We start from the raw sequence: 25,569 nt of genomic DNA on the forward strand, positions 1-25,569 counted from the left end.
GATTCATGCTCATCCATCCGCAATTCGACCCCGTCGCCCTGCATCTGGGGCCGCTCGCCATCCGCTGGTACGGCCTGATGTATCTGGCGGCGTTCATCATGTTCCTGTGGTTCGGCCGCCTGCGCACGCGCCAGCCGCACATCGCCGCTGAAGGCTGGACCGGCCGCGACCTCGACGACATGCTCTTCTACGGCGTGCTCGGCGTGATCCTGGGTGGGCGCCTCGGCTACGTGCTGTTCTACAAGGCCGATTGGTATTTCGCCCACCCGCTCGACATCTTCAAGGTCTGGGAAGGCGGCATGGCGTTCCACGGCGGCTTTCTCGGCGTGGTCGTGGCGATGATGCTGTATGCGCGCATGCGCGGCCGCTCGTGGATGCAGGTGACCGATTTCATCGCGCCGATGGTGCCGTGCGGGCTTGCCGCAGGGCGCCTGGGCAACTTCATCAACGGTGAGCTGTGGGGACGCGTGTCGTCGCCCAACCTGCCGTGGGCGATGATGTTCCCGCAGGCGCAGGGCGAAGACCGGGAGTGGTTGCTTTCGCATGCGCAGGAGGCGGTCACCAGCGGCCTTCAGGCCATCTTCGACCAGTACCACATGCTGCCGCGCCACCCCTCGCAGATCTATCAGTTTCTCGGCGAGGGCGTGCTGTTCTTCATCCTGCTGTGGCTGTACGCGCGCAAGCCCCGGCCGATGGGCGCCGTGTCCGGGGCGTTTCTGGTGGGCTACGGCGTGTTCCGCTTCGCCGCCGAATTTGCACGCGAGCCGGACAACTTCCTCGGCCTGCTGGCGATGAACCTGTCGATGGGGCAGTGGCTGTCGCTGCCGATGATCCTGATCGGCATCGCCATGCTGGTCTGGTCCTATCGTCGTGCAGGCAACGGTGCAAAAAGCCAGGCACACGCCTGACGTCGTCACCGCGCAAAGAAAAAGCCACCGGACTTCGGTGGCTTTTTTCATGGAGCGGCTCGCGGCTTACTTCAGCATCTGCACGGCGCCGGAAACCGTCACCGTGACCTGCGCCTTGCCGCCCTCGATGGGCACCGGCGCCGAATCGAACGATGCCGGAGCAGCTGCCACGCGCATCATCGGACGCGGGCCCGGATTGTTGCTGCCCTCGCTCACGTGCACGTCGCGGATCGTGTAGCTCGTGTAGCCAAACAGCTTGGTGGTTGCCAGCGCCTTGTCGCGGAATGCACTCACAGCCTGATCGATGAGCTTGGCTTCCGCCGCCGTGCGCGCCTCGCGCGAGAGCGTGAAGTTCACGTTCTGCACCTGCATCTGATTGGCCAGCTGCCCGGCGAGCTTGGAGGCGGCCGCGAAATCCTTCGAGGTCAGGCGCACTTCCGCGCGGCCCCGCCACACGCTGATCTTGCCGTTGCGATCGGTGTTCGGATAGATGTTGAAGCCGCCGGTTTCCGCCTGCACGCCGGAGGTCCGCTTGGCCTGGTTGATGACCTCATCCGCCTTGCGTGACAGGGCCGTCGAGATCGTGCCCGGGTCGGCACCTTCCTGCTCGGCGGCCAGCGTGAGCGTCACGGTGTCGGTGGGCACTTCAGCTACGGCTTGGGCATCCAGCGAGAGCACGCCCGAATGATTCGTCTCAGGTGCGGCTTGCGCGACAGCGGTCGTCATCATTGCAGTCCCCAGAATGGTTGCGGCCAGGACAGATTTCATTGTGTTCTCCCAAAAAAGCAATGTGATGCTTCTGACTGGGCGCCGCGCGCATCGTTCATCACGTTTGTAACAATTCCCAGCCGAAGCACGCCATTCACTCAGGATCGCGCATCAATTTGGTGGTGATGTAGCGCCATTGCGCGGGGGTGACGGGCGTGATCGACAGGCGATTGCCTCGCTGCAGCACCGTCATGTCGGCGAGCTGCTCGTGCGCGCGCAGCGTGGGCAGGTCGATCAGCGCGCATTTGCGCACGAACTTCACGTCGACGAGCATCCATCGCGGTGCGTCCGGTTTGGATGCGGGGTCGTGATAGGGGCTCTTGGCGTCGAACTGCGTCGGATCGGGGTAGCTCGTCGAGCAGATTTCCGCCAACCCCGCAATACCCGGCTGCGGACAGGACGAGTGGTAGAACAGCACGCCATCGCCGATGCGCATGCGGTCGCGCATGAAGTTGCGTGCCTGATAATTGCGCACGCCCGTCCAGGGCAACGTGCCCTGGGCGTGGAGCGTGTCGATGCTGGCCTCGTCGGGCTCAGACTTCATCAGCCAATATTGGGCGGCCATGGTGCGCGAGCGGAAGTGGCGGTGTGCGCAGCATAGCAACACGGCGATGCGGCTGCACCACGCAGCACGCAAAAGAAAAGGCGATCGTGCGTAATGCACGACCGCCTTTGTTGGGTCCCCACCTCGGCCGCTAGGCCCGCCTCCTGAACCCAAGTACGGTTCAGAGTGGCTGCGGAAGCCGCATTTCGGGTACATCACCGGCGCAGGGAGCACACGACTTTCGTCGCATGCTGTGCACCGGAAGACGCGCGCGCCCACACGGCATGTCCCGCACCAAGCAATGCTTATCGGTTCAAGGAATGTATGACCTTGGCGAACCAGGCAGGGAAACTGTCAGACGCATCGTCACGCTGCTTTTGATGCATGGCGATGCGTCTGAGAATTCATCGCAGGCAACCGATTTTTCTCGAGTCTGGAGCCGCTAAAGCCTTATGTTGAAAGGGTTTGCGGGCAGTTGCCGGAAGCCATTGGGTGACACTATACACCCGTTCGCATCCGAACCCAAGCCCGGATGCGATCCGGTTACAAACACGTTTTGTATGGGGTCAAACGACTTCGCCGTACTGGCGCAGCGCTTCATCGGCGCGTGCATTCAGGTCGGCCAGCTTGGCACGGATGGTGTCGATCGGCAGCGCGGCATCGGCGGCGGCCTGGCGCTGCATCGACAGCAGGTCCGAGGCGATGCTGATGGCGGCCATGACGGCCACGCGCTCGATGCCCTTGGTGTTCGAGCCGTTCTTGATGCGCGTCATCTGGGTGTCCACCATGGCGGCGGCTTCGCGCAGCGCGGCTTCGTTTTCGGGCGAGACGGCAAATTTGTAAGCCTGCCCGGCGATGTTCACTTCAATCTGCTTGCTGCTCATGCTTAGGTCTCCGGATGCGGGGCAGGGGCGGCGGTGGCGTCATCGCCGGCGGCCTGGCCGAGGAGGTCAAGCTGCCGGGCGTCGGTGGCCGTGGGCAGCTTGTCGAGAATCGACTGGATGCGCAGTTGCGCTTCCTCGATCTTGGCATTGAGCACGCTGCGATCAGCGACCATGGCATCGCGCTCGGTCCTGGCGGTCTCGGCCTCGGCCTGCAGCCGCTCGACTTCGGCGCGCAGGCGCTGGTTCTCGGCGGCAAGCGCGTCGGCGTGACGCAGCACGCGCGTGAGCTTGTCGGCAAGTTGTTCGAGTTCGTTCAGCATTGGTTGTCAATCGGAATCGAGTGGGGGGATTTTAGCCCATCGCTGCGGCAGCGCCTGTCCTCCATACGGATGCGCAATGCGAGGCGGCGCGCGGGGCACAACGGGCGACGGGCTTATTTGGCGAGCAGGACGGCGTTTGGCGTTAAACTTCGCGGCGTCCTGGTGCCCGCAGCACCATCTGCAGTTAAACGGGAAGCAGGGAGCGCGCGCCCCCAAAGCGATGCGCCAACCTGCGCTGCCCCCGCAACGGTAAGCGAACGTCGCGGTGCCCGCCATCTCGCCAAGAAGATGGGCGCCGCGCGGTCTGTCCAACCAAGCCACTGTTCCCTTGGGAATGGGAAGGCGGACGGGCCGCTTCGCCAGCCCGGATACCGGCCAGGACGGTGGATCTCAGAGGATCGGTCAACGATCCGGGTGCGCCGCCCGAGCTTGGCCCTGTGATGCCCGCCGTACCCCGTGTACGGCTGCGCTTCCGGGGCCGACATGGGACTGCTCGCCACGGACCATGAGCCGGTTCAGAGCCGATGTGAGGGAACCGCATCGAGATCCTGCTGCCAGCGACCCGCGGGGGAACGGGTCCGGCTGACGCTTCTTGTCTTTTCAACATGAGCTTGACTACAAAGCGGCCACTCCGGAAGCCCCGGACGGCCATGCGTGCGCTTGCCGGTGCACGATTGGGGGTTGTTGCAGGGGTCATGGCAGGTGCGGTTGCGCCGGCCTGGTCACAAAGCAATGCACAGGCGAACGGGACGCCGGTGGGTGAACTGAATCCGACCGTGGTGACCGCCTCGCGGGGCGAGCAGCCGCTCTCCGATGCGCTGCCGCACACCACGGTCATCAGCCGCGCCGACATCGAGCGCTCGCAGGCGCCGGATGCGGTGACGCTGCTGCGCCGCGAGGCCGGTATCGAAATCGCCCAGAACGGCGGCCCCGGCACCAACGCCAGCCTGTTCATGCGCGGCGCCAGTTCCAACCAGACGCTGGTGCTGATTGACGGCGTGCGTGTGAGTTCTGGCACATCGGGCGGCGCGCAGATCGGGCAACTGATGGCCGACCAGATCGACCACATCGAAGTCGTGCGCGGTAATGTGTCGGCGCTCTATGGCTCGGACGCGGTCGGTGGCGTGGTGCAGATCTTCACGCGCAGCGGTCGCGGCCATGCGCCGCTGGCCAATGCGGAGATCGAATACGGCGCGCGCAACACCAAGCGCGCGCAGGCGGGCATCAGCGGGTCGGTGGGCGAGCGTGGCGATACGTCGTTCGCCGTGTCGGTGTCTGAGTTCAAGACCAGCGGGTTCTCGACCATGAACCCGCTGCTGGCGCCGAAAGCGAACCCGAACGACAACCCCTACACGAACAAGAGCGTGTCGGCGCAGCTATCGCATCGGTTCTCTGCGGACTGGCAGGCGGGACTGACGTACTTCCAGACCTGGGGCGATGTCAGCTACGACAGCAGTTTCGGCAAGCCGACCGACGTCAATACGGCGCACAACGTGGTGCGCTCGATGTCCGCCTATGTGGACGGCAAGGTGACCCAGGACTGGAAGACGCGCGTGACGCTCTCGCAAGGGGATGACCGCAGCCTGAACTTCACCAACGGCGTGCCGCAGGTGCCCGCGCGTTTCAACACGCGCAACCAGACGGCGAGCTGGCAGAACGACTGGACCTTCCTGCCGAACCAGCTGCTCAAGGTCGGCCTGGAACATCTGCAGACCAGCATCGACAGCGACGCCTACGATGTGCCCACGCGCAACGTCGACTCCGGCTACATCGGCTACGAAGGCAAGTTCGGCCCGCACCAGTTGCAGCTCAATCTGCGCCGTGACCGCTATTCGGATTTCGGCGGCGCCAACAGCTACTACGCCGGCTACGGCTTTGCGTTCACCCCGCAGTGGAAGGCGGTGGCGAGCGTGAGCAACGCCTTCCGCGCGCCGAGCTTCAATGAGTTGTACTACCCGTTCTTCGGCAACCCGAACGTGCAGCCGGAGAAGGCTCGCTCGGTGGAGGGCGGCGTGGAATATAACGGCGCGATCGGCCTGGTCCGCATGACGGTGTTCGAGACGGACTACAGCAACCTGATCACCTCCGTGTGCGATGCCGCGTTCAACTGCGCGGCTGCCAACGTCAACCGCGCGCGGGTGAACGGCGTCGAGACTTCGTACCGCGGTTCCATCTATGGCGTGGACGTGCGCGCCAGCTTTACCATGCAGAACCCGCAGGACTTGTCGGCCAACCAGTTGCTGTCGCGTCGTGCACGGCACTTCGGCAGCGTCTCGGCGTACAAGACGGTCGGGCCGTTCTCGGCGGGCGTGGAGTGGAACGCGGCGGGTGATCGGCAGGATTCGACGAGGGCGCTGGGCGGTTACGGCGTGCTGAACCTCGTCGGCCGCTACCAGATCACGCGCGACTGGGCGTTGTCCGCTCGCCTGGAGAACGTGACGAACAAGAACTACCAGTTGATCTATCCGTACAACACGGCATCGCGTGGAGTGTTCTTCACGCTGTCGTGGCAACAGCACGAACCGAAGCGATGACGACACCTGCACTGCCCGCACGCGCGGCACGCGGTTTTGCCTGGCGGCTGTGGTCGCTGCTGGCCCTCGCGTGCGTGGTGGTGCTGCTGGCGTCGCTGATGCTCGGCAGCGTGCGGCTGTCGCCCGCCGAAGTCTGGCGGGCTCTGATTGGCGGCCGCGATGGCCTGGCGGCAGGCATCGTCACCGAGCTGCGCCTGCCGCGTGCGGGCGCGGCATTTGCGGCCGGCGGGCTGCTCGCGTTTGCCGGCGCGCTCATGCAGATGCTGCTGCGCAATCCGCTGGCCGATCCGTATGTGCTGGGCGTGTCGGGCGGCGGCGCGGTGGCGGCCCTCACGGCGATGCTGCTTTCGCTGCCGTGGTGGGCGGTGCAGACCAGTGCCGGCGCGGGGGCGTTGCTGTCGATGGCGCTGGTGGCCGCGCTGGCGCGCCAGCACCTGTGGCGCGGTGAACCCGGCGAAGCGAATGCGCGTCTGCTGCTCGGCGGCGTGGTGATGGCTTCGGGCTGGGGCGGCCTCATTACCCTCATTCTGACGGTCGCACCCGAGAACAAGCTGCGCGGCATGATCTTCTGGATGGTCGGCGACCTCGGCGGCGCCGATCGTTACGTCGGCGCCTTGATTGCGCTGGTGGCGGCGGTGGCCGTGGTGCTGCCTCATGCTCGGGACCTCAATGTGCTGCTCGCGGGCGAGATGCGCGCCCGCGCGCTCGGCGTGCCGGTGGCGCGCGTGCGGGCGCTGATCTACGTGGTGGCGTCGCTGTGCACCGCCGTGGCCGTGACGATGGCAGGCTCCGTCGCCTTTGTCGGCCTGCTCGTGCCGCACATGGTGCGCCTGGCGTGGACGCGCGACGTGCGCATCCACCTGCCCGCCACCGCGATGGCGGGCGGCGGCCTGCTGATGCTGGCCGACCTGATCGCCCGCACGCTCATCGCGCCGACGCAACTGCCGGTGGGCGTGATCACCACGATGATCGGCGTGCCCACCTTCCTCTACCTGCTGATGCGGAGCGCGCGATGAGCTGGCTGCGCCGCACACCCGCACCGCCGGCATTTGCGCAGATGGAGGCGGCGCCCGAACTGGCCTTGCACGATCTGCGTGTGGCGGTGGAAGGGCGCGTGCTGATCGGGCGCCTGTCGATGACGGCGACGGCCGGCCAGCTCTGGAGCGTGGTCGGCCCCAACGGCGCAGGCAAATCGACGTGGCTCTCGGTGCTTGCAGGGCTGCGCGCGCCCGACGGCGGCAGCGTCACGCTCGACGGGGCGCCGCTCGCCGACTGGCCGGCCGTGGCGCTGGCACGCCGCCGCGCCTTTCTGCCGCAGACGCTGCACGACACGTTTCCGGTCTCCGTCCATGACGCCGTGATGACGGGCCGCCATCCCCACCTCGCGCGCTGGGAATGGGAGGGCGATGCCGATGCACGTGCTGTCGATGCTGCCCTCTCTGCGCTGCACCTGCAGCCGCTGGCGCAGCGCGACGTCCGCACACTTTCCGGCGGCGAGCGGCAGCGCGTGGCGATCGCTTCGGTGATTGCGCAGGACGCTCGCGTGCTGCTGCTCGACGAACCCGTCGCGCACCTGGACTTGCATCAGCAGATTGCCGTGCTCCGCCTGCTGCTTGAAGGCTGCCGCAAGCACGGCTGGCTCGTCATGCTGACCGTGCACGATTTGAACCTCGCGCGCCGCTTTGCCACCCATGCGCTGTTGATGGACGGCGCGGGCCACACGATTGCCGGCAAGGCAGCCAACGTGCTCACGCCCGAGCACTGCGCGCGCGTGCTGCGCACCCCGATTGCCGAGGTGGCCGACGGCCGCCGCACGGCACTGATTCCGGATGACCCCGATGACCATGCCTGAAAACGAAGACGGCGGCCTCAATGCCCGCCATCGCATCCGCATGCAACGCAAGAAGGCCGTGGTGGACGCCAGGATCGCGGCCGCCACCGACGTACGCGGCGTGCTGCTCGTCAACACCGGCAACGGCAAGGGCAAATCGAGCTCGGGCTTCGGCATGGTGATCCGCGCGATGGGGCACGACATGCAGGTGGGTGTCGTGCAATTCATCAAAGGCGCGATCCCCACCGGCGAAGAGCGTTTCCTGCGGCGGTTTCCCGAGCAATGCCGCTTCCACGTCATGGGCGAAGGCTATACGTGGGAAACGCAGGACCGCACGCGCGACATCAAGAAGGCGCAAGCCGCGTGGGCCTGCGCCCGCGAGCTGCTGAACGATCCGTCGATTGGCCTGGTGCTGCTCGATGAGCTGAACATCGCGCTCAAATACCACTACCTGGACGTGCAGACGGTGCTGGCCGACCTGCGCGCCCGGCCGGCAGCGCAGCATGTCGTCGTCACCGGGCGCGGCGCGCCACCCGAGCTGATCGAGGCGGCCGATACCGTGACCGACATGACACTCGTCAAGCACGCGTTTTCGCAGGGCATCCAGGCGCAGCCGGGGGTGGAACTGTGATGGCCCCCGCGATGCACATTCCCCCGTTTGATGACGCACTGCGCGCGCGTCTGCAGGCCGCCGTAGACACCAAGACCAAGCCGCTCGGCGCGCTGGGCCGGCTCGAAGCGCTGGCCGTGCAGATCGGGCTGATCCAGAACACCGAGGCCCCACAACTGATCCGCCCGGCCATGGTGGTGTTCGCGGCGGACCACGGCATCGCCCATGCCGGCGTGAGCGCGTATCCGCAGGCCGTGACGGCGCAGATGGTGCTCAACTTCGTGGCGGGTGGCGCTGCGGTCAACGTGTTTTGCCGCCAGCACGGCTTTGCGCTCGAAGTCGTGAACGCCGGCGTCGCCGCGCCGCTGTGGGCAGGCGACACACCGGGCCTGGTCGATGCGCCCATCGGCCCGGGCACGCGCGATTTCGCCCAGCAGCCCGCCATGACCGCCGAGGAGCGCGACCGCGCCATCGCGCTCGGCGCCCAGCGGGTGGCGCACCACGCGACGCTCGGCAGCAACGTCATTGCACTCGGCGAAATGGGCATCGCGAACACCGCGTCGGCTGCCTGCCTGATGGCGCGGCTGTGCGATCTGCCGGTGGCGCAATGCGTCGGTCGCGGCACCGGGCTGGACGATGCGGGCCTGGCCCGCAAGCGCGCCGTGCTGGAAGCCGCCATGGCGCGGCATGCACAGGTGAAGGCGCCGCTTGACGTGCTCGCCTGTTTCGGTGGCTTCGAGGTGGCGGCGATGGTTGGCGCCGTCCTGGAGGCGGCGCAGCGGCGCATGGTCATCCTTGTCGACGGCTTCATCGCCACGGCCGCCGTGCTGGTGGCGGCGCGCGTGGCGCCCGGCGTGCTGCGCTATTGCGTATTCGGCCATGTATCGGATGAACGGGGGCATCGCGCGCTGCTGGAGGTGCTCGATGCGCGACCGCTGCTGTCGCTGTCGTTGAGGCTGGGCGAGGGCAGCGGGGCGGTGCTGGCGTATCCGCTGGTCGTGTCTGCCGTGGCGTTCCTGCGCGAGATGGCGACTTTCGCCAGCGCCGGCGTGAGCGAGCGCGCGTAGCCATGAACCCGTTGCGCGAACACTGGCAGGCGCTGTGGATGGCGGTCGGGTATTTCACCCGCATCCCCGTACCGGCGTGGGTCGGGCTCGGTCCCGATACCTGGCAGGCCGGGCTGAATCGCGCGGCGCGGTACTTTCCGCTGGTGGGCTGGCTGGTGGGCGCGGTGGCTGCGGCGGTGTACTGGCTGGTGTCGCGCACCGTGCCTGCGCCCGGCGTGGCAGTGGCCGTGTCGATGGCGGCCACGCTGCTGCTGACCGGCGCGTTCCACGAAGACGGCCTGGCCGATTGCGCGGATGGCTTCGGCGGCGGTTACACAGCCGAAGACCGCCTGCGCATCATGCACGACTCGCGCATCGGCGCGTTCGGGGCGATTGCGGTGTGCATGGCGCTGCTGCTCAAGTGGCAACTGCTGAGTGCGATGGCGTCGCATGGCACGGCGATCCTCGCAGCAATGGTTTGTGCCCATGCCGCCAGCCGTGCAGCCGCGGTGAGCTACCTCCTCACGCATGACTACGTGCGCACCGAAGGCAAGGCCAAGCCTGTCGCCCAACGCATGCGCTGGGCCGGAGCGCTGTGGGCCAGTGCATTCGGCATCGTGCCGCTGCTGTGGTTCGGGGCCGTGGGTGCAGCGGTCGTTGTCGTGGGGCTCATCGTTGCGCGCTGGCTGCTGGGCCGCTACTTCGTGCGCCGCATCGGCGGCATCACCGGCGATTGCCTGGGGATGGCGCAGCAACTCTTTGAACTGCTGATCCTGTGGGGGCTGCTGGCGTGGATTTCATCCTGATCCGCCATGCGCGGCCTGCCATGACGGCCGGGCTGTGCTACGGCCGCACCGACCTGCCGCTGGCCGACCCGATGGACCCGCATCCTTCGGCCATCGTCGACAAGCTCACCGCACACGCGCCGCACCGCCTGCTGGCAAGCCCGCTCCAACGTAGCCGCCTGACAGCGGAGGCGATCGCGCGCGTGGCTGAGGTGCGTGCTGTCGAAATCGATGCCCGCTTGATGGAGCTGGACTTTGGCACCTGGGAAGGCTGCCAGTGGGACGACCTGCCGCGCGCCCAGGTGGATCGGTGGGCGCATGACCTCGTGCACGGGAACCCGCATGGCGGCGAATCGGCGGCGGACCTGCTGGCGCGGGTGACCGCCTGGGCGGAAGCCACCGCGGCCGCCGAGGCATCGTGCGTGTGGGCGGTCACGCATGCCGGCTGCATGCGCGCCTTGGCTGCCCATTGGCTGCAGCGTCCGCTGGCCGAAACGCTGCAATGGCCGCTGCAATGGGGCGCCGCGTGCGGCTTTCGCGTGCAGCCCGACGGTTTGCCGGTGCTGCTGTTCTGGAACCGATGAGGCGCTACGCCCGACGCGCGGCCAACGTCAGCGTCCGATCCTGGCGTGCATCCCGAGCCGCCGCGTGCGCGCCTCTTCCAGGTCTTCGCACAACTGCGTGGCGGCCTCCACCAGGCGTGGCCCGAAGCGGTTGATGAGGTCGCCGTTGATCGTAAAGAGGTTGCCGCGCTGCACGGCCTGCAACTGGGGCCAGCGCTTCCAGCCGTCGAGCGTGTCGATGGGGCGATTGCCCTGCGTGGCGCCCATGCTGGCCGTCAGCAGCACCTCGGGGTTGGCCGCGATCACAGCCTCCGCCGAGACCGTCGGCACCAGCAGCGGCTCGCTGGCAAACACGTTGCGGCCGCCGCATAGCGCCAGCATGTCGGAGAAGATGTGCTGGCCGTTGAGCGTCATCAGCGGCTGTTCCCACACCTGGTAGAACACCGTCACGGGCGGGCGGCCGCTGTAGCGGTTGCGCAGGCCATCGACGCGCTGGCGGAACTGCTGCGCGGCGTCGTGGGCGCTGGCGCGCGTGTCGAGCAGCGTGCCGAGCGCTTCGATGGAGCGCGGGATGTCCGCCATGCGATGCGGTTCAGAAAAGAACAGCGGAATGCCAAGCGCACGGAGCCGGTCGAGCTGCTTCTGCGCATTGCCGTGGCGCCAGACGACCACCAGGTCGGGCTTGAGCGCGGCGATGCGCTCGAGGTCCAGCGACCGGTTGTCGCCCACGCGCGGAATGTCGCGGGCGGCGGGCGGGTAGTCGCTGTACGTCACGGTACCGACGATGCGCGCGCCGCCGCCCGCCGCGAACAGCAGTTCGGTGGCGTGCGGCGCGAGGCTGACGATGCGCTGCGCAGGGCGTTGCAGCGTGACGGCGGCGCCGGTGTCGTCGGTGACGGAGATTGCGGCAAGGGCGGGGGCGACCGCGGCGAGCAGGGCGGCAAGGCCGAGCGCGGCAACGCCGCGGGCAAGGTGGCTGAAACGGACTGTCATCAAACGGGGCGGGGGGAGGCGGTCATGCGGAAAGCGACAGCGATGCTAACGCATCGTCCAGGCGTTGCCATCCGGGTTCATCCGCAGGCAAGCCGAAGCGCAGGCCCGCGACGGGCCCATCGAACAGGCGGGTCCAGACGCCGACCCGCGCCAGCCGTGCGTGAAGCGCCGGTGCCTCGGCCGTCGGTGCCCAGGCAAACAGCGGCGTGGCGGTGTTGCGCAGGCCGTGGCGATCCAGCAACGCATGCAGCCGCGCGCCTTCAGCTTGCAGGCGCGCGCGCGTGGCGCTCTGCCACGGCGCGTCGGCCAGCGCGGCACGCACCACGGCGCGCGCCGGGCCGTTGACGGTCCAGTGGCCCAAGGCGTCGCGCAGCGCATCCACGAGTTCCGGCGCAGCCAGCGTGAAGCCGATGCGCGCTCCGGCCAGCCCATAGAACTTGCCGATCGAACGCAGGACCACCAGGCCCGGCGCCCCCGCCAACGGCGCCATCGTCGGGCCATCGTCGAACGCCTCGATGAAGGCCTCGTCGACGATCAGCGTGCCGCCGCGCGCAAGCAGGCGCGCATGCCAGTCGCGCAGCGTTTGCGCGGGCAGCAGGCGTGCGGTCGGGTTGTTCGGGTTGACGACGACGAGATGCCGCACGTTGGCCGGCAGGTCGGTGAAGAACGCGTCTTCGGGCAGCGGTACGACGGTGTGGCCGGCTCGCGCGAAGGCCGGCGCGTATTCGCTGTAGCCGGTCTGCGCAATGCCGACGCGCCTGCGCGGCAACAAGGCCGGCAGCCCGCGGATGGCCGCCTGCGAGCCGGCCACCGCCAGCACCGCACGCGTATCGCTCACGCCGTAATGCGCGGCGGCTTGCACTTCGAGCCCATCGTCTTCGGGCAGTCGCAGCCAGGCATCAGCCGGGATGGGCGGAACGGGATAGCCGCGCGGATTGATGCCGGTCGAGAGATCCAGCCAACCACCGGCCGGCTCGCCGTAGCGGGCACGGGCGGCGGCCAGGTTGCCGCCATGGACGATGCCGCTCATGACGCGCTCCACGCGATGACGGCGAGGCTGCCCAAGATGGCCAGCCACCACCACAGCGTGCGCGAGACCAGAGCCAGTGCGCGCGTGATGTCGGCCGCGGCGACGGGCGCGCCGGTGCCCAGCGGTGGGCGCGGCTCATCCACGCCTTCGTAGCGCGCGGTGCCGCCAAGCTTCACGCGCAGGCTGCCGGCGCCGGAGGCCATCACCGGGCCTGCGTTGGGGCTCGACCATTGCGGCGCCTGTGCGCGCCAGCAGCGCAGCGCATCACCGGTGTGGCCGAGCAGCGCATAGCTCGTGGCCGTGAGCCGGGCGGGCACCCAGTTGAGCACGTCGTCGATGCGTGCGGCTGCCCAGCCGAAACCGGCAAAGCGCGCATTGCGGTAGCCCCACATCGCGTCCAGCGTGTTGGCCAGCCGGTACAGCACCACGCCGGGGGCGCCTGCCACGACGAGCCAGAACAGCGGCGCAAAGATGGCGTCGCTGCCGTTCTCGAGGGCCGATTCCACGGCGGCACGAGCAATGGGCTCGCCGTCGGCATCATGCAGGTCGCGCGAGACGATGCGCGACGCCAGTGCGCGTGCGCGGGGCAGATCGGCATCGCGCAGCGCAAGCGCGATCGGGGCGATGTGGTCATGCAGGCTGCGTGCGCCGATGGCGATGTAGAGCGCGATGGCATCGAGCGCCGTCACGCACCATGGCGAGGCGCCTCGCGCCCCGGTGACGAACCACCCCGCCACCAGCACGAACGGCAGGACGGCGATCGCCCACGCGATGAGCCCGGCGGTGCGCGACCACGCCAGCGCGGCAGGCCTGCGGTTCATGGCGCGTTCCACGGCAGTGGCGATGCGCCCGAAGCCGACCAGCGGATGCCAGCGCGGCACCTCGCCGAACAGGCGATCAAGCAGCACGCCCCCGAGCGCAGCGAACGCAACGAGTGGCCACCCGAGATCGAACACGCCGCCCAGCATGGCACTCACTTCGTCGCGCCGAGTGCCGGCCCCTTCACGACCATCGGAATGCCCGCGACCAGCAGATGCACGTTGTCGGCCAATGCGGCGAGGCGCTGGTTCAGCCGTCCAAGCTCATCCACGTAGAAGCGCGTGACGGCGCCCATCGGTACCACGCCCAGTCCGATCTCGTTGCTCACCAGGATGATGTCGCCGGGCACCAGCGGCAGCGCGGTGAGCAGCGCGTCGATCTCGTGCGTCCAGGCCTCGGGCGGGGTGATGACGCCGGTGTCGGGGTAGGCGTGCGGCGCGGCCGGGTCGCCGAACAGCAGGTTGTTGAGCCACAGCGTCACGCAATCGACCAGGACGCAACCGCCGTGCTGGGCGTGTGTGTAGAGCGCTTCCGCCAGGTGCACGGGCTCTTCCACCAGTCCCCACGCGGCGGGGCGGCGCGCGCGGTGCAGGGCCACGCGCAACTGCATCTCGTCGTCGCCCTCCCGCGCGGTGGCGAGGTACGTGACGGGACCCGTACATTGCAGCGCGAGCTGTTCGGCGTGGTGGCTCTTGCCCGAGCGGGCGCCACCGAGGACGAGCGTAAGACGGCGTGACATCCGTGCATTCTAGCGAGGGCGCGGCGAGGGCGGGTGCGATAATCCGCGCATGTCGAAAGCACCTTTCCTTGTGCCGCCGCGGGGCACGCTGATGATCCAGGGCACCACGTCGGACGCCGGCAAGAGCACGCTCGTCGCGGGGCTGTGCCGCGTGGCGCGCCGTGCGGGTGTGCGCGTGGCGCCGTTCAAGCCGCAGAACATGGCGCTGAACAGTGCCGTCACCGCAGACGGCGGGGAGATCGGTCGTGCACAGGCGCTGCAGGCGCAGGCCGCCGGCGTCGCCCCCACGGTCGACATGAACCCCGTGCTGCTCAAGCCCAATAGCGACACCGGCGCGCAGATCATCATCCACGGCCAGCCGCGCTGCGATCTCGACGCCCGCGCGTATCACGCCTACAAGCCCACCGCCATGGCGGCCGTGCTCGAATCGCACGCACGGCTGCGCGCGCAATACGAGCTCGTGCTCGCGGAAGGCGCCGGCAGCCCCGCCGAGATCAACCTGCGGGACCGCGACATCGCCAACATGGGCTTTGCGCAAGCCGTCGACTGCCCCGTCGTGCTGGTCGCCGATATCGACCGCGGCGGCGTGTTCGCGCACCTGCTCGGCACGCTCGCGTGTCTGTCCGACAGCGAACGCGCGCGCGTGGCCGGTTTCGTCATCAACCGGTTTCGCGGCGATGTTTCGCTGCTCACGCCCGGCCTGGACTGGCTGACCGCGCAGACCGGCAAGCCGGTGTTTGGCGTACTGCCGTATCTGCACGGTCTGCACCTCGATGCCGAGGACGCCGTGCAGACCGCGCAGCATGCGGCAGCGGCCGACGCATTGCGCGTGGTGATCCCCGTGCTGCCGCGCGTGTCGAATCACACCGACTTCGATGCGCTGCGCGCGCATCCGCAGGTGGACGTGCGCCTCGTCGGCCCCGGGCAGCCGATTCCGCCGGCCGATCTCATCATCCTGCCCGGCAGCAAGAGCGTGCAGGCCGATCTGGCGTGGCTGCGCGCCAACGGCTGGGAGCCGGCCATCGCGAGACACCTGCGCTATGGCGGCAAGCTGATCGGCATCTGCGGCGGCATGCAGATGCTGGGCCGGCGCCTGCATGACCCCCAAGGCCTCGAAGGCGCGCCCGGCAGCAGCGATGGCCTCGGTTATCTCGACTTCGAAACCACGCTCGAAGCCGCCAAGCAGTTGCGCCACGTGCGCGGCACATTGGCCGAGGGCGGGGCGGGCGTCTCCGGCTATGAAATCCACATGGGCGTGACCGACGGCCCGGCACTCGCGCGGCCCGCCGTGTGCCTCGACGACGGCAGACTGGACGGGGCGGTCTCGGCCGATGGGCAGATTCTGGCCACGTACCTGCACGGGCTGTTTGATGCGCCCGAGGCGTGTCGGGCGCTCCTCGCCTGGGCGGGCGTGCGTGATGCGCAGGCACAGGACTACGCCGCCCTGCGGGAGGGCTCGATCGAGCGGCTGGCGGACGTCTGCGAGGCACATCTCGACCTCGCCGCGCTGTTTGGGACCTTTCCGCCGCCGTCACATACCCGCTGAGCCATAATCCGCAGAGATGCAGATTTTCCGGGTGATCGACCCGGCACACGAGTTCGACGAGCACAAGGAGGCAGGCATGCCGGTGGCCGTTGTAGCGAATCCGAAGGGCGGGGTGGGCAAGACCACGTTGGCGACCAACCTGGCCGGCTATTTTGCGGCCCAGGGCCACGCCGTGATGCTGGGCGACACCGACCGCCAGCAGTCTTCCCGCGAATGGCTGGCATTGCGCCCAGAGACCGCCCGGCCCATCCGCACGTGGGAAATCAATGCCGACCACATCGCCAAGCCGCCCAAAGGTACGACGCACGTCGTGCTGGACACGCCGGCTGGCCTGCATGGCTGGCGCCTGGGCGACCTGGTCAAGATGTCAGGCTACGTGATCGTGCCGCTGCAGCCTTCGATGTTCGACATCCTGGCCACGCAGTCCTTCCTGCGCAGGCTGGCCGACGAAAAGCCGATCCGCCACGGCGAGGTCAAGCTGGGCGTGGTCGGCATGCGGGTGGACATGCGCACGCGTGCCGCCGAGCAACTCCAGCGCTTCGTGCAGGGCCTGGACGTGCCCATCCTGGGCTACCTGCGCGATACCCAGAACTATGTGCAACTCGCCGCGCACGGGCTCACGCTCTGGGACGTGGCGCCGTCGCGCGTGGCGAAAGATGTGGAGCAGTGGAGCGGTATCCTGGCCTGGCTCGGCGCGCGGCCCGTAGAGGCGTCGCCCGCCAACGCGTCGGTGGCAGCATGAAAAAAGCCCGGCAACTTGCAACTGCCGGGCTTTTTCGTGGACCGCCTTCGCTCAGATCTCGAGATTGTCGATCAGGCGGGTCTTGCCGAGCTTGGCGGCGGTCAGCACCACCAGCGGCTCGCCGGCGGCGATGTTCTCGGGCGTCGGCACCTGCAGGTCGGAGCGGCGGCGCACGGCCACGTAATCGGGCTGCCAGCCGCGGCCGCGCAGGTACTCCATCGCCTTGTTGGTCACCTCTTCGTGCGACGCCTGGCCCTGCAGCACGGTCTCCAGGACGTCCTGGCGCACCCGGTGCAGCATGCGGTACAGCTCGGGCGCCTCGGCGCGCTCTTCGTTGGTCAGATACGCGTTGCGCGACGACAGCGCGAGGCCGTCGTCCGCGCGCACCGTTTCCGCCGGGATGATGTCCACCGGCAGCGCAAACTGGTTGGCCATGCGGCGCACGATCATCAACTGCTGGTAATCCTTCTTGCCGAACACCGCCACGCGCGGCTGCACGCACGAAAACAGCTTCATCACCACCGTGCACACGCCCTTGAAGAAGCCGGGGCGGAACTCGCCTTCGAGGATGTCGCCCAGATCATGCGGCGGCTCGACGCGGTATTCCTGCGGCTCGGGGTACATGTCGCGCTCGGTGGGCGCGAACAGGACGTATACGCCTTCCTTCTGCAGCTTTTCGATGTCGTCCTGCAGCGTGCGCGGGTATTTGTCGAAGTCTTCGTTCGGGCCGAACTGGAGGCGGTTCACGAAGATGGATGCCACGACGGGGTCGCCGTGCTGGCGCGCCAGTCGCATCAGGCTCAGATGGCCCTCATGCAGGTTGCCCATGGTCGGCACGAAGGCGACGCGGTTCTGGCCGCGCAGCTGGTCGCGCAGTTCCTGGATGGACGAGATGACTTTCATGCGGTCTGGTTATGGGCCGACGTTCAGGTCGGCGAGTAGGCGAGGCGCACGTAAATGGGTGCGTAGGGTTCAGCCTGGGTGATTTCCACCAGGGATTCGCGGGAGAGCTCCAGCATGGCGACAAAGTTGACCACCACGATGGGCGCGCCCTTGCCGGACTGGATCGCTTCTTCAAACAGCTCGGTGAATTCCATGAACCGGGCGTGCTGCAGGCGGCGCAGGATCTGGCTCATGTGCTCGCGCACGGACAGCTCTTCGCGCGAGATCTTGTGGTGCTGCGTGAGCTTCGCGCGGCGCAGCACGTCGGCCCACGCAGCGCGCAGGTCGTCGGTATTGACGTCGGGATAGCGCGGCGCGAGGCTCTGTTCGATGTAGACCTGCGCGCGCAGGAAGTCGCGTCCCAGCTGCGGCAGGGCATCGAGCTTCTGCGCGGCCAGCTTCATCTGCTCGTATTCGAGCAGACGGCGCACAAGCTCCGCGCGCGGGTCTTCGGGCTCGGTGCCTTCGTCGGTCTTCTTGACCGGCAGCAGCATGCGCGACTTGATCTCGATCAGCATGGCCGCCATCAGCAGGTACTCGGCGGCCAGCTCGAGGTTGGTTGCGCGGATCTGCTCGATGTACGCCAGGTACTGCCGCGTGACCTGCGCCAGCGGAATGTCGAGCACGTTGAAGTTCTGGCGCCGGATCAGGTACAGCAGCAGGTCCAGCGGGCCTTCGAATGCTTCAAGGAAGACCTCGAGCGCATCCGGCGGGATGTAGAGATCCTGCGGGAGCTTGAACAGCGGCTCGCCGTACAGCCGTGCGAAGGCAAGGCCGTCGACCTGCGCGGGCGTGGAGTCCTGCTCGGGCGCTACGGTGGGCAGCTCGACGGGCAGCGGCAGCTTGTCCTGCGCAGAAGTGGTCATGCGGCGATCCGCTCGAGGGCCGGCGGCGGGATCAGTCCAGCGAGTAGACGTACGGCTTTTGCGGCACGCGGGCGGCCTTGGCGCGCGCACGTTCTTCCAGATCGATCGGGTCTTTGTCCCACAGCAGGGCGCGGCCCTGGCGCTGCTGCGCTTCAAGCTCGGGCTTCTGGGTCTTGAGTTCTTCCAGGAACTGGGTGATCTCGGACTTGTACAGGGACATGGCGGTAAGTGATGTTGGATGACCTTGCCCGCCCGCGGCATGCCAGGGCGGATAACCGCGCATTTTACCGTATTGGCCGGCGGGCACGCCGTCTGCGGAGGGGGTCTGGATTTGTCCGCAAGGACGTTTTCGTCGCATTGACCAGGGCACCGGCCACGCCCGGTATGGTCAAATACGGCTTTCCTCGATCCGGCCGGCCCGTGGGGCGGCGCCATGTTTGCCACGATGAAGGGTTCCAACCGACCATCGCGACCATCACGACCGCCACGTTTTCGCTTTCTGGATGCGCGAGCCGCTGCGTTCGCGGCGGGCTGCGTCCTGGGTCTGGCCGGTATGCCGGTTCACGCAGAGTACGACGTCAAGATCGACGCCCCGAAGAGCATCCGTGAGTTGCTCGAGCGGCATCTGGACCTGTCGCGCTACAAGGGCCGCAAGGACATCACCGAAGACCAGCTCCAGTACATGGTCGAAACCATTGGCGACCAGGTCACCAAGCTGACGGCCACCGAGGGCTATTTCGTGCCGAAGGCCACCGCACAGATCGAAGGGCAGCCGGAGCACCGCGTCGTGCAGGTGAAGGTCGACCCTGGCCCGCGCACCACGGTCGACAGCGTGTCGCTCGACTTTACCGGGGCCATCACGCAGGAACCCAAGCGCATCGATGAGCTGAAGAAGGCCTGGGGCCTGCAGCCGGGCGTGGCTTTCCGCCAGACGGGGTGGGACAAGGCCAAGGACGACAGCCTCGCCGCGCTGCAGAGCAAACGTTACTACGCGGCCAGGCAGACGGCGTCCGAGGCGCGCATCGACCCGGATGAAAGCAAGGCGGACCTGTCCGTCGCGTACGACAGCGGGCCGGCCTACACGCTCGGGCCGCTCGACGTACAGGGCCTGTCGCGCTATCCGCGCAGCATCATCGATCGCGTGAACCCGTTGCGCGTGGGCGAGGATTACTCGGCAGACCGCCTGCAGTCCTTGCAGGCGGCCATCCAGGGCCAGCCATACTTCGCGAACGCCATCGTGGACCTGGGCGACGATCCGAAGAACCCCGTGAACGCCCCGGTGCGTGTGCGGGTGCGGGAGTACCCGCCCAACCGCCTGACCAGCGGCGTCGGCTACGGCACCGACACGGGCGCCTCGGTGGAAGGCCGGTATCAGTATCTGAACCTGTTCAACAAGGCGTGGGTGGCCGACACCCAGGCGCGCATCGAGCAACGCCGGCAGTACCTGTTCGGCAGCGTGACCCTGCCGCCGGACGAGAGTCAGTACGTCAACAGCGTCTACGCCAGCATGGACCGCACGGACACCTCCGGCACCGATACGCGCAGCTATCGCTCGGGCTTCAAGCAGACACGCGTGCGCGGCATCTACGAGACGTCGTTCACCGTCGATTTCTACTACGACGACCTGCGCCCCGACGGCGCCGAGCGCCAGTTGAGCAAGGCCCTGGTGCCCGGTTTCTCGTGGACGCGCCGCGACGTGGACGACCCGCTGTTCCCGCGGCGCGGCAACATCATCACCACGCAGATCGGCGCGGCGGTCAAGGGCGTGCTGACGGACCAGTCGTTCGTGCGTTCGTACAGCCGCATCCGGCAGTTCGTGCCGGTGGGGCAGCGCGACATCCTGGTCGCGCGGGCCGAGCTGGGGGCCGTCATCACCAGCGGTCCTGGCGACGGCGTGCCGGCCACGCTGCGCTTTCGCACGGGCGGCACGCAGTCGGTGCGCGGCTACGATTTCCAGAGCATTGGCAACAACGTCAACGGCAGCACGCTGCCCGCCAAGTTCCTCGTGACGGGCGGGCTGGAGTACCAGCGCTGGTTTCTGCCGGAATGGGGCGCCGCGGTGTTCTGGGATACCGGTACCGCCACCGACAACTGGCCGGAGCGCCGCTGGTACAACGGCGTCGGCGTCGGCGTGCGCTGGAAGAGCCCCGTCGGCCCGATCCAGCTGGATCTGGGCTACGGAATCCAGGAGAAACAGTTCCGGCCGAGCGTGTCGCTGGGCATCGCGTTCTGAGCATGAGCATGGTGGAATCGCAGACGCCCGACTCGACCCAGCCCGAAGTGCCGCCGCCCAGGCGTAACCGCCGCCGCCTGTGGCGCTGGCTGGGTGGGTTTGTCGCCTTCGTGCTCCTCATCGTGCTGGCGCTGGCCGGCTGGCTGGTCTGGGCGGTGCATTCGCAGACGGGGACGGCGCAGCTGTGGTCGCTCGTCACGCGCTTCGGCCACGCCTATGTGTCGGGCAGGCTCGTCGGTGGCACGGCGCGCGAGGGCCTGTCGCTGCGCGACGTGCACGTGCGCGCGGGCAGCACGGAGGTGCGCATCGACCACGTCGAAGGCAAGTGGGCCATCACGCGCGGCCCCTGGCATGCACACTTTGGTTACCTCACCGCCGGCAATGTCGAGGTGATCCTGCACCCGACGCCGCCATCGCCGCCGAGTGGGCCGCCCGACTCGCTGGTGGTGCCGCTGGCGCTGGACGTGGACCGGCTCGCCGTGGACCGCCTGGCCATCCGCCAGGGGACGTCCACCACCGAGCTGAAGTCGATCGCCGGCAGCCTGCATTCCGACGGCACGCATCACAACGTGCTGCTTGACGGCATGCAGACACCTGCCGGCAAGCTGGCCGCGACGCTTCGCGTGACGGGCACTCGGCCGTATCCGTTGACGGGTGCGGCGACGCTTGCGACGCAGTTCGAGGCTGGCGGGCAGAAGCAGGATGCATCGGTGTCGGCGCAGTTGGCGGGGTCGTTGGAAGCGCTGCACGTCGATGCGACGGGCAGCGGCGCCAAGATGACCGCACAGGCGCAGATCGACGCCACGCCGTTTGCCGCGCTGCCGTTGTCGCGCGCCGTCGTGTCGGCCGACCACGTGAACCCGCGTGCGTTTGCGCCCGGCGCGCCGCAGGCCTCGCTGTCCGTGCATGCCGACCTGCGCCCCGACGAGAAATCGCCGGTGCTGACCGTGGCGGGCCCGATCCAGATCGACAATGCCCAGGCCGGCACGCTCGACAAGCAGAAGCTTCCGCTGCAATCGCTGCGCGCGCAGGTGCGCCTGAACGAAGACGCGCAGCAACTCACCGGCCTCGACGTACGGCTGTTGGGCGGCGCGCAGCTCACCGGGGGCGCCGACGTGAAGAAGGGCCACGGCGCGCTGCGGGTGGAAGTGCGCCAGCTCGATCTGCAGGCGCTGCACACGTCGCTGGAGAAGACCCGGCTCGAGGGCCCCATCACCGTCGATTTCGCGGGCGGCACGCAGCACGTGGCGCTGGATCTGGCGGGCGGCGACATGCGTGCGCAAGCGAAGGCCGTGCTGGACGCCGCGCAAGTGGCCGTGGAGAACGCGCAGGTCTCGCTTGGCCGCTCGCGGCTGACGCTGGCGGGCACGCTCAGGCACGACGACGCGCAGTCGTTCGCTTTCAAGGGCAAGTTGGCGGAGTTTGATCCGGCGCGGCTCGCCAAGGTGGCCAAGGGCCGCATCAACGCCGACCTCGACGCACACGGCACGCTGGCCGAGCCCATTGACGCGGCCATCAAGTTTGCCGTGCGCGACAGCGACTACGCCGGGCTGCCGATGACGGGCGACGGCAACCTCCACGTGCGCATTGCGGGCGAGTCGATGCGCCTGCTGCCGAGCGACGCAAGGCTCGACGTGGCCGGCAACAAGGCGAGCCTGCGCGGCAGCTTCGGCGCCGCGGGGGACCGCCTGCGCGTGGATGTCGATGCACCGCAGCTGGCGCGGCTGCAGTTCGGCGTCAGTGGTTCGCTCGCCCTGTCCGCCGATGTGTCGGGCACCTTGAAGCGGCCGCAGGCGGATGCCACGTTCCGCGCGAGCCAGCTCGCCTATCAGGGCAACCGGATCGACGCTGCCAGAGGCCGCGCCCAGATCCGCGACGGCATCGACGGCCCGCTGCTGTTTGAGCTCGCCGCACAGCGCGTCACGGGGCCGAGCATTTCGTTGCGCGAGGTCCGCGCCACGCTGGACGGCACGCGCCGTGCGCACCGTTTCCACGCCGATGCCGATGGCAACGTGCGCAACCAGCCGTTCAAGTTCGCGCTCGCCGGCGACGGCGCACTGACGCCCGGCAAGGACGGCGACGGCTGGGACGGCACGATCTCCACGCTGTCGGCGCAGGGCGCGCCCAACCTCCAGTTGACTGCCCCGGTGCGCGTTTCCGTCGGGCCCGGCCGCCTGCTGGTCGGGCGCGCCGATCTGACACTGGAGCAGACGCCCATCCGAATCGATCGCGTCGAATCCGTCCAGGGCCACGTGCGCAGCGCCGGCCGCTTCGATGGACTACACGTGGCACGGGTGCTCGAGCTCGTGCGCACGTGGACGGGCCAGACGCCGCCCGTGCGCAGCGATCTCGTCATCGACGGCCAGTGGGACGTCGACCTCGGCGCCACTGCGATCGGTACGGCGCACATCGCCCGGCGCAGCGGCGATCTGTCGATCAACGCCGGACGCGGCTTCACGCCGCTGGGCTTGACCGAGGCCACCATCGACGCGCGCGGCGAGGGCATGCGGCTCGCCGTGCGCGGCAACGTGCAGTCCACGCGTGTCGGCAACCTCTATCTCGATGCCGGCGTGGGGCTCATGCGCGACGGCGGGCCGGGCGCGCTGGCATTGATGGCGCCCACGTCGCCGCTGTCCGGCGGCTTGACGATCAGCCTGCCGCATCTGAAGGGCATCGGCGATCTGCTTGGGCCCGACGTGGCCACCGACGGCCAGCTCGCGGCCAGCCTGACCTTTGCCGGCACGGTCGGCGCGCCCAAAGTCAGCGGCTTCCTGACCGGGCAGGACGTCGAGGTGGCCTTGTATGACCAGGGCATCCGGCTGACGGGCGGCGTGCTGCGCGTGGCGCTGGACCAGAACGTGGTCGACCTGCAGGACGTGGTCTTCCACGGCGGCGAAGGCACGGTGCGCGCGCAGGGCCGCGTGCAGCTGGGCGAGGCCAACCCGAACCTCGCGGGGTCCATCGTGGCCGACAGGCTGCAGCTGTTTGCCGATCCGGATCGCACGCTGGTGCTGTCGGGCCAGGCGCGGATCACCAACGACAATGACCGCGTGGCCGTTACCGGCAAGTTCAAGGTCGACCGCGGCCTGTTCGACCTGCCCAAGGACGGCGCACCGAGCCTCGGCGATGACGTGGTGATCGTCCGGCGCGCCGATGCCGCCCGCAACCAGGCCGAACGCGGCGTGAAGCGCGAGGAGAAGCCAGCCGGCCGCTTCAGCCCCGTGGTCGATGTTGACGTCGACTTTGGCGACAACTTCCGCTTCAAGGGCGCCGGCGCAGACCTGTCGCTCGGCGGACAGATGCACGTGCACAGCGAGCCGCTGGTGCCGCTGCGCGGGACGGGCACGATCTTCGTCCGGCAGGGCAGCACGTACGAGGCGTTCGGCCGCAAGCTCGCGATCGAGCAGGGTGTGCTGAACTTCATCGGGCCGATCAACAACCCGTCGTTCAACATCATCGCGATGCGGCGCAACCAGGAGGTTGAGGCCGGCGTGCAGGTGACGGGCACCGTGCGCCAGCCGCGCGTGAAGCTCGTCTCCGAGCCCAACGTCCCGGACGAAGACAAACTGTCATGGCTGATGTTCGGCTATAGCGCGTCCAACGCGGGCCTGGGCCAGCAGCAGGCCATGTCCGGCGCGGCGCTCGGCCTGCTGGGCAACGTGGCCGGCAAGAACGTGGCGCGGCGCTTCGGGCTCGACGAATTCTCGATCGGGCCATCCACGTCGGGCCTGACCGACCCGCAGGTGGTGAGCCTGGGCAAGGCAATTTCGGAGCGCATCACCGTGGGCTATGAGCAGAGCCTGTCGACAGCGGACTCCATCGTCAAACTGACGTGGCAATTCTCGCGGCGGTGGTCGGTCGTGGCGCGCGGCGGCACGATCAACGGTGCGTCGGTCCTGTTCAACAAGCGTTGGTAATCGGATAGCCCGGCTGCCAGAATGGCGACGGGTACAGGTTTCGAACGAGGAGTTCCATGTCGCATCTTCGTCAACTCGCACAAGTGGGAGTCACCATGGGCATTCTGGCTTCATTGCTGGGGTTGTTCGGCTGTGATCAGCAGAAGGTCGACCAGGCAGTGGATCGCGTCGGCGATGCCGCCAAGCGCGCGTGGCAATCGGCCAAGCCCGACAACCTGCTGTTCAAGGACATCGTGGCCGGGCAATCCACCGAGGACGATGTCAGGGCCACCGCCGGCCAGCCCGAGACGATCTGGGAGAACGAAGGCGGCACGCGGCAACTGGAGTATCCGCGCGGTCCGGAAGGGACTTCAACGTGGATGGTGACGATCGGGCCTGACGGGCACGTGCAGAAGATCGAGCAGGTGTTGACCGCCGAGAATTTTGGACGCGTCCAGGTGGGGCAGAGCAAGGATGACATTCGCCGGATGCTGGGCAAGCCGGGGAAGGTGGAGGTGTTTAAGCTGAAGCAGGAAGAGGTTTGGGGGTATCGGTGGATGGAAAGCGCGACTGAACGGGCTTTCTTCAATGTGCACTTTGGGGTGGATGGGCGTGTTACGACGACTTCGCGGAGTGATGATCGGTTGAATGGGGGGTAGGGTTTTTGGCTCTGGTTTTTTTGTGGTGCATCCCTTGTTTCATCCCCTGGCGGGGCTGACTCACTTTCTTTGGTCTTGCCCAAAGAAAGTAAGCAAAGAAATGCGCGCCCGAGATGGCGAAAGATTCCTTGAATTTATGTCGCAGGGAGGGGAAGGGAAAAACTCGCTTCGCTCAGACAGTTTCCCTTCCTTTTTCCTCCGGACCTGTCAGCAATTTCGTGTTCAAGGCATAACATGCTCCCAAGGAGACCTTATGCCTGGCAAACCGAAGACCAAGCCGGCCGATCTGCCGGCGATCCCCGCCGAACTGC

The 25,569-nt window shown here is 67.7% G+C and carries 24 protein-coding genes, 1 other RNA gene and 1 riboswitch; of the genes, 13 read left to right on the forward strand and 12 right to left on the reverse strand.

Features of this window, described 5'->3' with window-relative positions; genetic code table 11:
* The first annotated feature begins 5 nt into the window (after positions 1–5).
* On the forward strand, positions 6–908 hold the full coding sequence (gene lgt / locus KHN96_RS13930) for a prolipoprotein diacylglyceryl transferase (RefSeq protein ID WP_045787470.1): 903 nt from the start codon (positions 6–8) through the stop codon (positions 906–908).
* Positions 909–974: 66 nt separating this feature from the next.
* Here lgt and KHN96_RS13935 read toward each other — a convergent pair whose 3' ends face one another.
* The 5 genes from KHN96_RS13935 to KHN96_RS13950 form a co-directional block, all read right to left on the reverse strand.
* Positions 975–1,676: an SIMPL domain-containing protein gene (locus tag KHN96_RS13935; RefSeq protein ID WP_062737826.1), complete on the reverse strand. Its 702-nt coding sequence runs from the start codon at positions 1,674–1,676 to the stop codon at positions 975–977.
* Between the two features lie 94 nt (positions 1,677–1,770).
* Positions 1,771–2,241, reverse strand: a complete 471-nt coding sequence (locus tag KHN96_RS13940) for an EVE domain-containing protein (RefSeq protein WP_062737974.1) — start codon at positions 2,239–2,241, stop codon at positions 1,771–1,773.
* 111 nt (positions 2,242–2,352) lie between these two features.
* Positions 2,353–2,572, reverse strand: a non-coding RNA gene (ssrS, locus tag KHN96_RS23010) — 6S RNA.
* Between the two features lie 214 nt (positions 2,573–2,786).
* Positions 2,787–3,104: a cell division protein ZapA gene (locus KHN96_RS13945; RefSeq protein ID WP_045787468.1), complete on the reverse strand. Its 318-nt coding sequence runs from the start codon at positions 3,102–3,104 to the stop codon at positions 2,787–2,789.
* A gap of 2 nt (positions 3,105–3,106) precedes the next feature.
* A complete protein-coding gene (locus tag KHN96_RS13950) occupies positions 3,107–3,424 on the reverse strand; it encodes a hypothetical protein (RefSeq protein ID WP_045787467.1) in 318 nt (105 codons plus the stop codon).
* Positions 3,425–3,567: 143 nt separating this feature from the next.
* Positions 3,568–3,818: riboswitch (cobalamin riboswitch) on the forward strand.
* Positions 3,819–4,074: 256 nt separating this feature from the next.
* Between KHN96_RS13950 and KHN96_RS13955 the strand changes: the two genes are divergently transcribed.
* From KHN96_RS13955 to cobC, 7 genes are read left to right on the forward strand one after another with little or no spacing between them, the layout of a single operon-like run.
* Positions 4,075–5,958 carry a TonB-dependent receptor domain-containing protein gene (locus KHN96_RS13955; RefSeq protein ID WP_062737825.1) on the forward strand — a complete coding sequence of 628 codons (1,884 nt, stop codon included), beginning with the start codon at positions 4,075–4,077 and terminating at the stop codon, positions 5,956–5,958.
* Positions 5,955–6,974, forward strand: coding sequence for a FecCD family ABC transporter permease (locus KHN96_RS13960; protein ID WP_062737824.1), 1,020 nt, complete (start codon positions 5,955–5,957; stop codon positions 6,972–6,974). Before KHN96_RS13955 ends, KHN96_RS13960 begins: the two co-directional genes overlap by 4 nt.
* Complete coding sequence (locus KHN96_RS13965) at positions 6,971–7,810, forward strand: ABC transporter ATP-binding protein (protein ID WP_062737823.1); 840 nt, start codon at positions 6,971–6,973, stop codon at positions 7,808–7,810. The genes KHN96_RS13960 and KHN96_RS13965 overlap by 4 nt, the downstream gene beginning before the upstream one ends.
* Positions 7,797–8,420 (forward strand): cob(I)yrinic acid a,c-diamide adenosyltransferase, encoded by a 624-nt coding sequence (gene cobO / locus KHN96_RS13970; protein WP_082062846.1) that lies wholly within the window; start codon positions 7,797–7,799, stop codon positions 8,418–8,420. Before KHN96_RS13965 ends, cobO begins: the two co-directional genes overlap by 14 nt.
* Complete coding sequence (gene cobT, locus KHN96_RS13975) at positions 8,420–9,466, forward strand: nicotinate-nucleotide--dimethylbenzimidazole phosphoribosyltransferase (RefSeq protein WP_082062845.1); 1,047 nt, start codon at positions 8,420–8,422, stop codon at positions 9,464–9,466. Before cobO ends, cobT begins: the two co-directional genes overlap by 1 nt.
* A gap of 2 nt (positions 9,467–9,468) precedes the next feature.
* Positions 9,469–10,251 (forward strand): adenosylcobinamide-GDP ribazoletransferase, encoded by a 783-nt coding sequence (locus KHN96_RS13980; RefSeq protein ID WP_062737821.1) that lies wholly within the window; start codon positions 9,469–9,471, stop codon positions 10,249–10,251.
* The gene (gene cobC, locus KHN96_RS13985; protein WP_062737820.1) at positions 10,236–10,814 is read left to right on the forward strand and encodes an alpha-ribazole phosphatase; all 579 of its coding nucleotides are present in this window, start codon (positions 10,236–10,238) and stop codon (positions 10,812–10,814) included. Before KHN96_RS13980 ends, cobC begins: the two co-directional genes overlap by 16 nt.
* A 27-nt stretch (positions 10,815–10,841) precedes the next feature.
* On the opposite strand, the gene KHN96_RS13990 is transcribed toward cobC, so the two are convergent.
* The 4 genes from KHN96_RS13990 to cobU are packed head-to-tail and all read right to left on the reverse strand — an operon-like array spanning position 10,842 to position 14,374.
* Positions 10,842–11,786, reverse strand: coding sequence for a cobalamin-binding protein (locus KHN96_RS13990; RefSeq protein WP_045787459.1), 945 nt, complete (start codon positions 11,784–11,786; stop codon positions 10,842–10,844).
* A 22-nt stretch (positions 11,787–11,808) separates the two neighbouring features.
* Positions 11,809–12,816: a threonine-phosphate decarboxylase CobD gene (cobD, locus tag KHN96_RS13995; RefSeq protein ID WP_062737819.1), complete on the reverse strand. Its 1,008-nt coding sequence runs from the start codon at positions 12,814–12,816 to the stop codon at positions 11,809–11,811.
* A complete protein-coding gene (gene cbiB / locus KHN96_RS14000; RefSeq protein WP_254171169.1) occupies positions 12,813–13,784 on the reverse strand; it encodes an adenosylcobinamide-phosphate synthase CbiB in 972 nt (323 codons plus the stop codon). The genes cobD and cbiB overlap by 4 nt, the downstream gene beginning before the upstream one ends.
* Positions 13,785–13,789: 5 nt before the next feature.
* Positions 13,790–14,374 (reverse strand): bifunctional adenosylcobinamide kinase/adenosylcobinamide-phosphate guanylyltransferase, encoded by a 585-nt coding sequence (gene cobU / locus KHN96_RS14005; RefSeq protein WP_045787456.1) that lies wholly within the window; start codon positions 14,372–14,374, stop codon positions 13,790–13,792.
* A gap of 49 nt (positions 14,375–14,423) precedes the next feature.
* On the opposite strand from cobU, the gene KHN96_RS14010 reads away from it, so the two are divergent.
* Entirely contained in the window at positions 14,424–15,920 is a 1,497-nt protein-coding gene (locus tag KHN96_RS14010; protein ID WP_062737817.1) for a cobyric acid synthase, read from the forward strand.
* Positions 15,921–15,996: 76 nt separating this feature from the next.
* A complete protein-coding gene (locus KHN96_RS14015) occupies positions 15,997–16,662 on the forward strand; it encodes a ParA family protein (RefSeq protein ID WP_045787922.1) in 666 nt (221 codons plus the stop codon).
* A gap of 51 nt (positions 16,663–16,713) precedes the next feature.
* Here KHN96_RS14015 and panC read toward each other — a convergent pair whose 3' ends face one another.
* The 3 genes from panC to KHN96_RS14030 are packed head-to-tail and all read right to left on the reverse strand — an operon-like array spanning position 16,714 to position 18,690.
* Positions 16,714–17,565 (reverse strand): pantoate--beta-alanine ligase, encoded by an 852-nt coding sequence (gene panC / locus KHN96_RS14020; RefSeq protein WP_045787454.1) that lies wholly within the window; start codon positions 17,563–17,565, stop codon positions 16,714–16,716.
* Between the two features lie 23 nt (positions 17,566–17,588).
* On the reverse strand, positions 17,589–18,470 hold the full coding sequence (locus tag KHN96_RS14025) for a segregation and condensation protein A (RefSeq protein WP_045787453.1): 882 nt from the start codon (positions 18,468–18,470) through the stop codon (positions 17,589–17,591).
* Between the two features lie 31 nt (positions 18,471–18,501).
* On the reverse strand, positions 18,502–18,690 hold the full coding sequence (locus KHN96_RS14030) for a DUF3460 family protein (RefSeq protein WP_045787452.1): 189 nt from the start codon (positions 18,688–18,690) through the stop codon (positions 18,502–18,504).
* A 225-nt stretch (positions 18,691–18,915) separates the two neighbouring features.
* Here KHN96_RS14030 and KHN96_RS14035 point away from each other — a divergent pair, with 225 nt between their 5' ends.
* From KHN96_RS14035 to KHN96_RS14045, 3 genes are all read left to right on the forward strand, one after another.
* On the forward strand, positions 18,916–20,703 hold the full coding sequence (locus tag KHN96_RS14035) for an autotransporter assembly complex protein TamA (protein WP_062737972.1): 1,788 nt from the start codon (positions 18,916–18,918) through the stop codon (positions 20,701–20,703).
* Between the two features lie 11 nt (positions 20,704–20,714).
* Positions 20,715–24,620 carry a translocation/assembly module TamB domain-containing protein gene (locus KHN96_RS14040; RefSeq protein WP_181817427.1) on the forward strand — a complete coding sequence of 1,302 codons (3,906 nt, stop codon included), beginning with the start codon at positions 20,715–20,717 and terminating at the stop codon, positions 24,618–24,620.
* Between the two features lie 95 nt (positions 24,621–24,715).
* A complete protein-coding gene (locus tag KHN96_RS14045; protein ID WP_062737971.1) occupies positions 24,716–25,258 on the forward strand; it encodes a hypothetical protein in 543 nt (180 codons plus the stop codon).
* Positions 25,259–25,569: the final 311 nt, after the last annotated feature.

Source organism: Ralstonia mannitolilytica, assembly GCF_905397375.1.
In the GTDB taxonomy this organism is placed as follows: domain Bacteria; phylum Pseudomonadota; class Gammaproteobacteria; order Burkholderiales; family Burkholderiaceae; genus Ralstonia; species Ralstonia mannitolilytica.

Coding starts and splice junctions, on each gene's coding strand:
- cobT (WP_082062845.1), top strand. CDS start 8,420: ATGGCCCCCGCGATGCACATTCCCCCGTTTGATGACGCACTGCGCGCG.
- cbiB (WP_254171169.1), bottom strand. CDS start 13,784: ATGCTGGGCGGCGTGTTCGATCTCGGGTGGCCACTCGTTGCGTTCGCT.
- KHN96_RS14010 (WP_062737817.1), top strand. CDS start 14,424: ATGTCGAAAGCACCTTTCCTTGTGCCGCCGCGGGGCACGCTGATGATC.
- KHN96_RS13960 (WP_062737824.1), top strand. CDS start 5,955: ATGACGACACCTGCACTGCCCGCACGCGCGGCACGCGGTTTTGCCTGG.
- KHN96_RS13990 (WP_045787459.1), bottom strand. CDS start 11,786: ATGACAGTCCGTTTCAGCCACCTTGCCCGCGGCGTTGCCGCGCTCGGC.
- KHN96_RS13965 (WP_062737823.1), top strand. CDS start 6,971: ATGAGCTGGCTGCGCCGCACACCCGCACCGCCGGCATTTGCGCAGATG.
- KHN96_RS13955 (WP_062737825.1), top strand. CDS start 4,075: ATGCGTGCGCTTGCCGGTGCACGATTGGGGGTTGTTGCAGGGGTCATG.
- KHN96_RS14015 (WP_045787922.1), top strand. CDS start 15,997: ATGCCGGTGGCCGTTGTAGCGAATCCGAAGGGCGGGGTGGGCAAGACC.
- KHN96_RS13945 (WP_045787468.1), bottom strand. CDS start 3,104: ATGAGCAGCAAGCAGATTGAAGTGAACATCGCCGGGCAGGCTTACAAA.
- cobO (WP_082062846.1), top strand. CDS start 7,797: ATGACCATGCCTGAAAACGAAGACGGCGGCCTCAATGCCCGCCATCGC.
- cobD (WP_062737819.1), bottom strand. CDS start 12,816: ATGAGCGGCATCGTCCATGGCGGCAACCTGGCCGCCGCCCGTGCCCGC.
- lgt (WP_045787470.1), top strand. CDS start 6: ATGCTCATCCATCCGCAATTCGACCCCGTCGCCCTGCATCTGGGGCCG.
- KHN96_RS14030 (WP_045787452.1), bottom strand. CDS start 18,690: ATGTCCCTGTACAAGTCCGAGATCACCCAGTTCCTGGAAGAACTCAAG.
- KHN96_RS14045 (WP_062737971.1), top strand. CDS start 24,716: ATGGGCATTCTGGCTTCATTGCTGGGGTTGTTCGGCTGTGATCAGCAG.
- KHN96_RS13935 (WP_062737826.1), bottom strand. CDS start 1,676: ATGAAATCTGTCCTGGCCGCAACCATTCTGGGGACTGCAATGATGACG.
- KHN96_RS13940 (WP_062737974.1), bottom strand. CDS start 2,241: ATGGCCGCCCAATATTGGCTGATGAAGTCTGAGCCCGACGAGGCCAGC.
- panC (WP_045787454.1), bottom strand. CDS start 17,565: ATGAAAGTCATCTCGTCCATCCAGGAACTGCGCGACCAGCTGCGCGGC.
- KHN96_RS13980 (WP_062737821.1), top strand. CDS start 9,469: ATGAACCCGTTGCGCGAACACTGGCAGGCGCTGTGGATGGCGGTCGGG.
- KHN96_RS13950 (WP_045787467.1), bottom strand. CDS start 3,424: ATGCTGAACGAACTCGAACAACTTGCCGACAAGCTCACGCGCGTGCTG.
- KHN96_RS14025 (WP_045787453.1), bottom strand. CDS start 18,470: ATGACCACTTCTGCGCAGGACAAGCTGCCGCTGCCCGTCGAGCTGCCC.
- KHN96_RS14035 (WP_062737972.1), top strand. CDS start 18,916: ATGAAGGGTTCCAACCGACCATCGCGACCATCACGACCGCCACGTTTT.
- cobU (WP_045787456.1), bottom strand. CDS start 14,374: ATGTCACGCCGTCTTACGCTCGTCCTCGGTGGCGCCCGCTCGGGCAAG.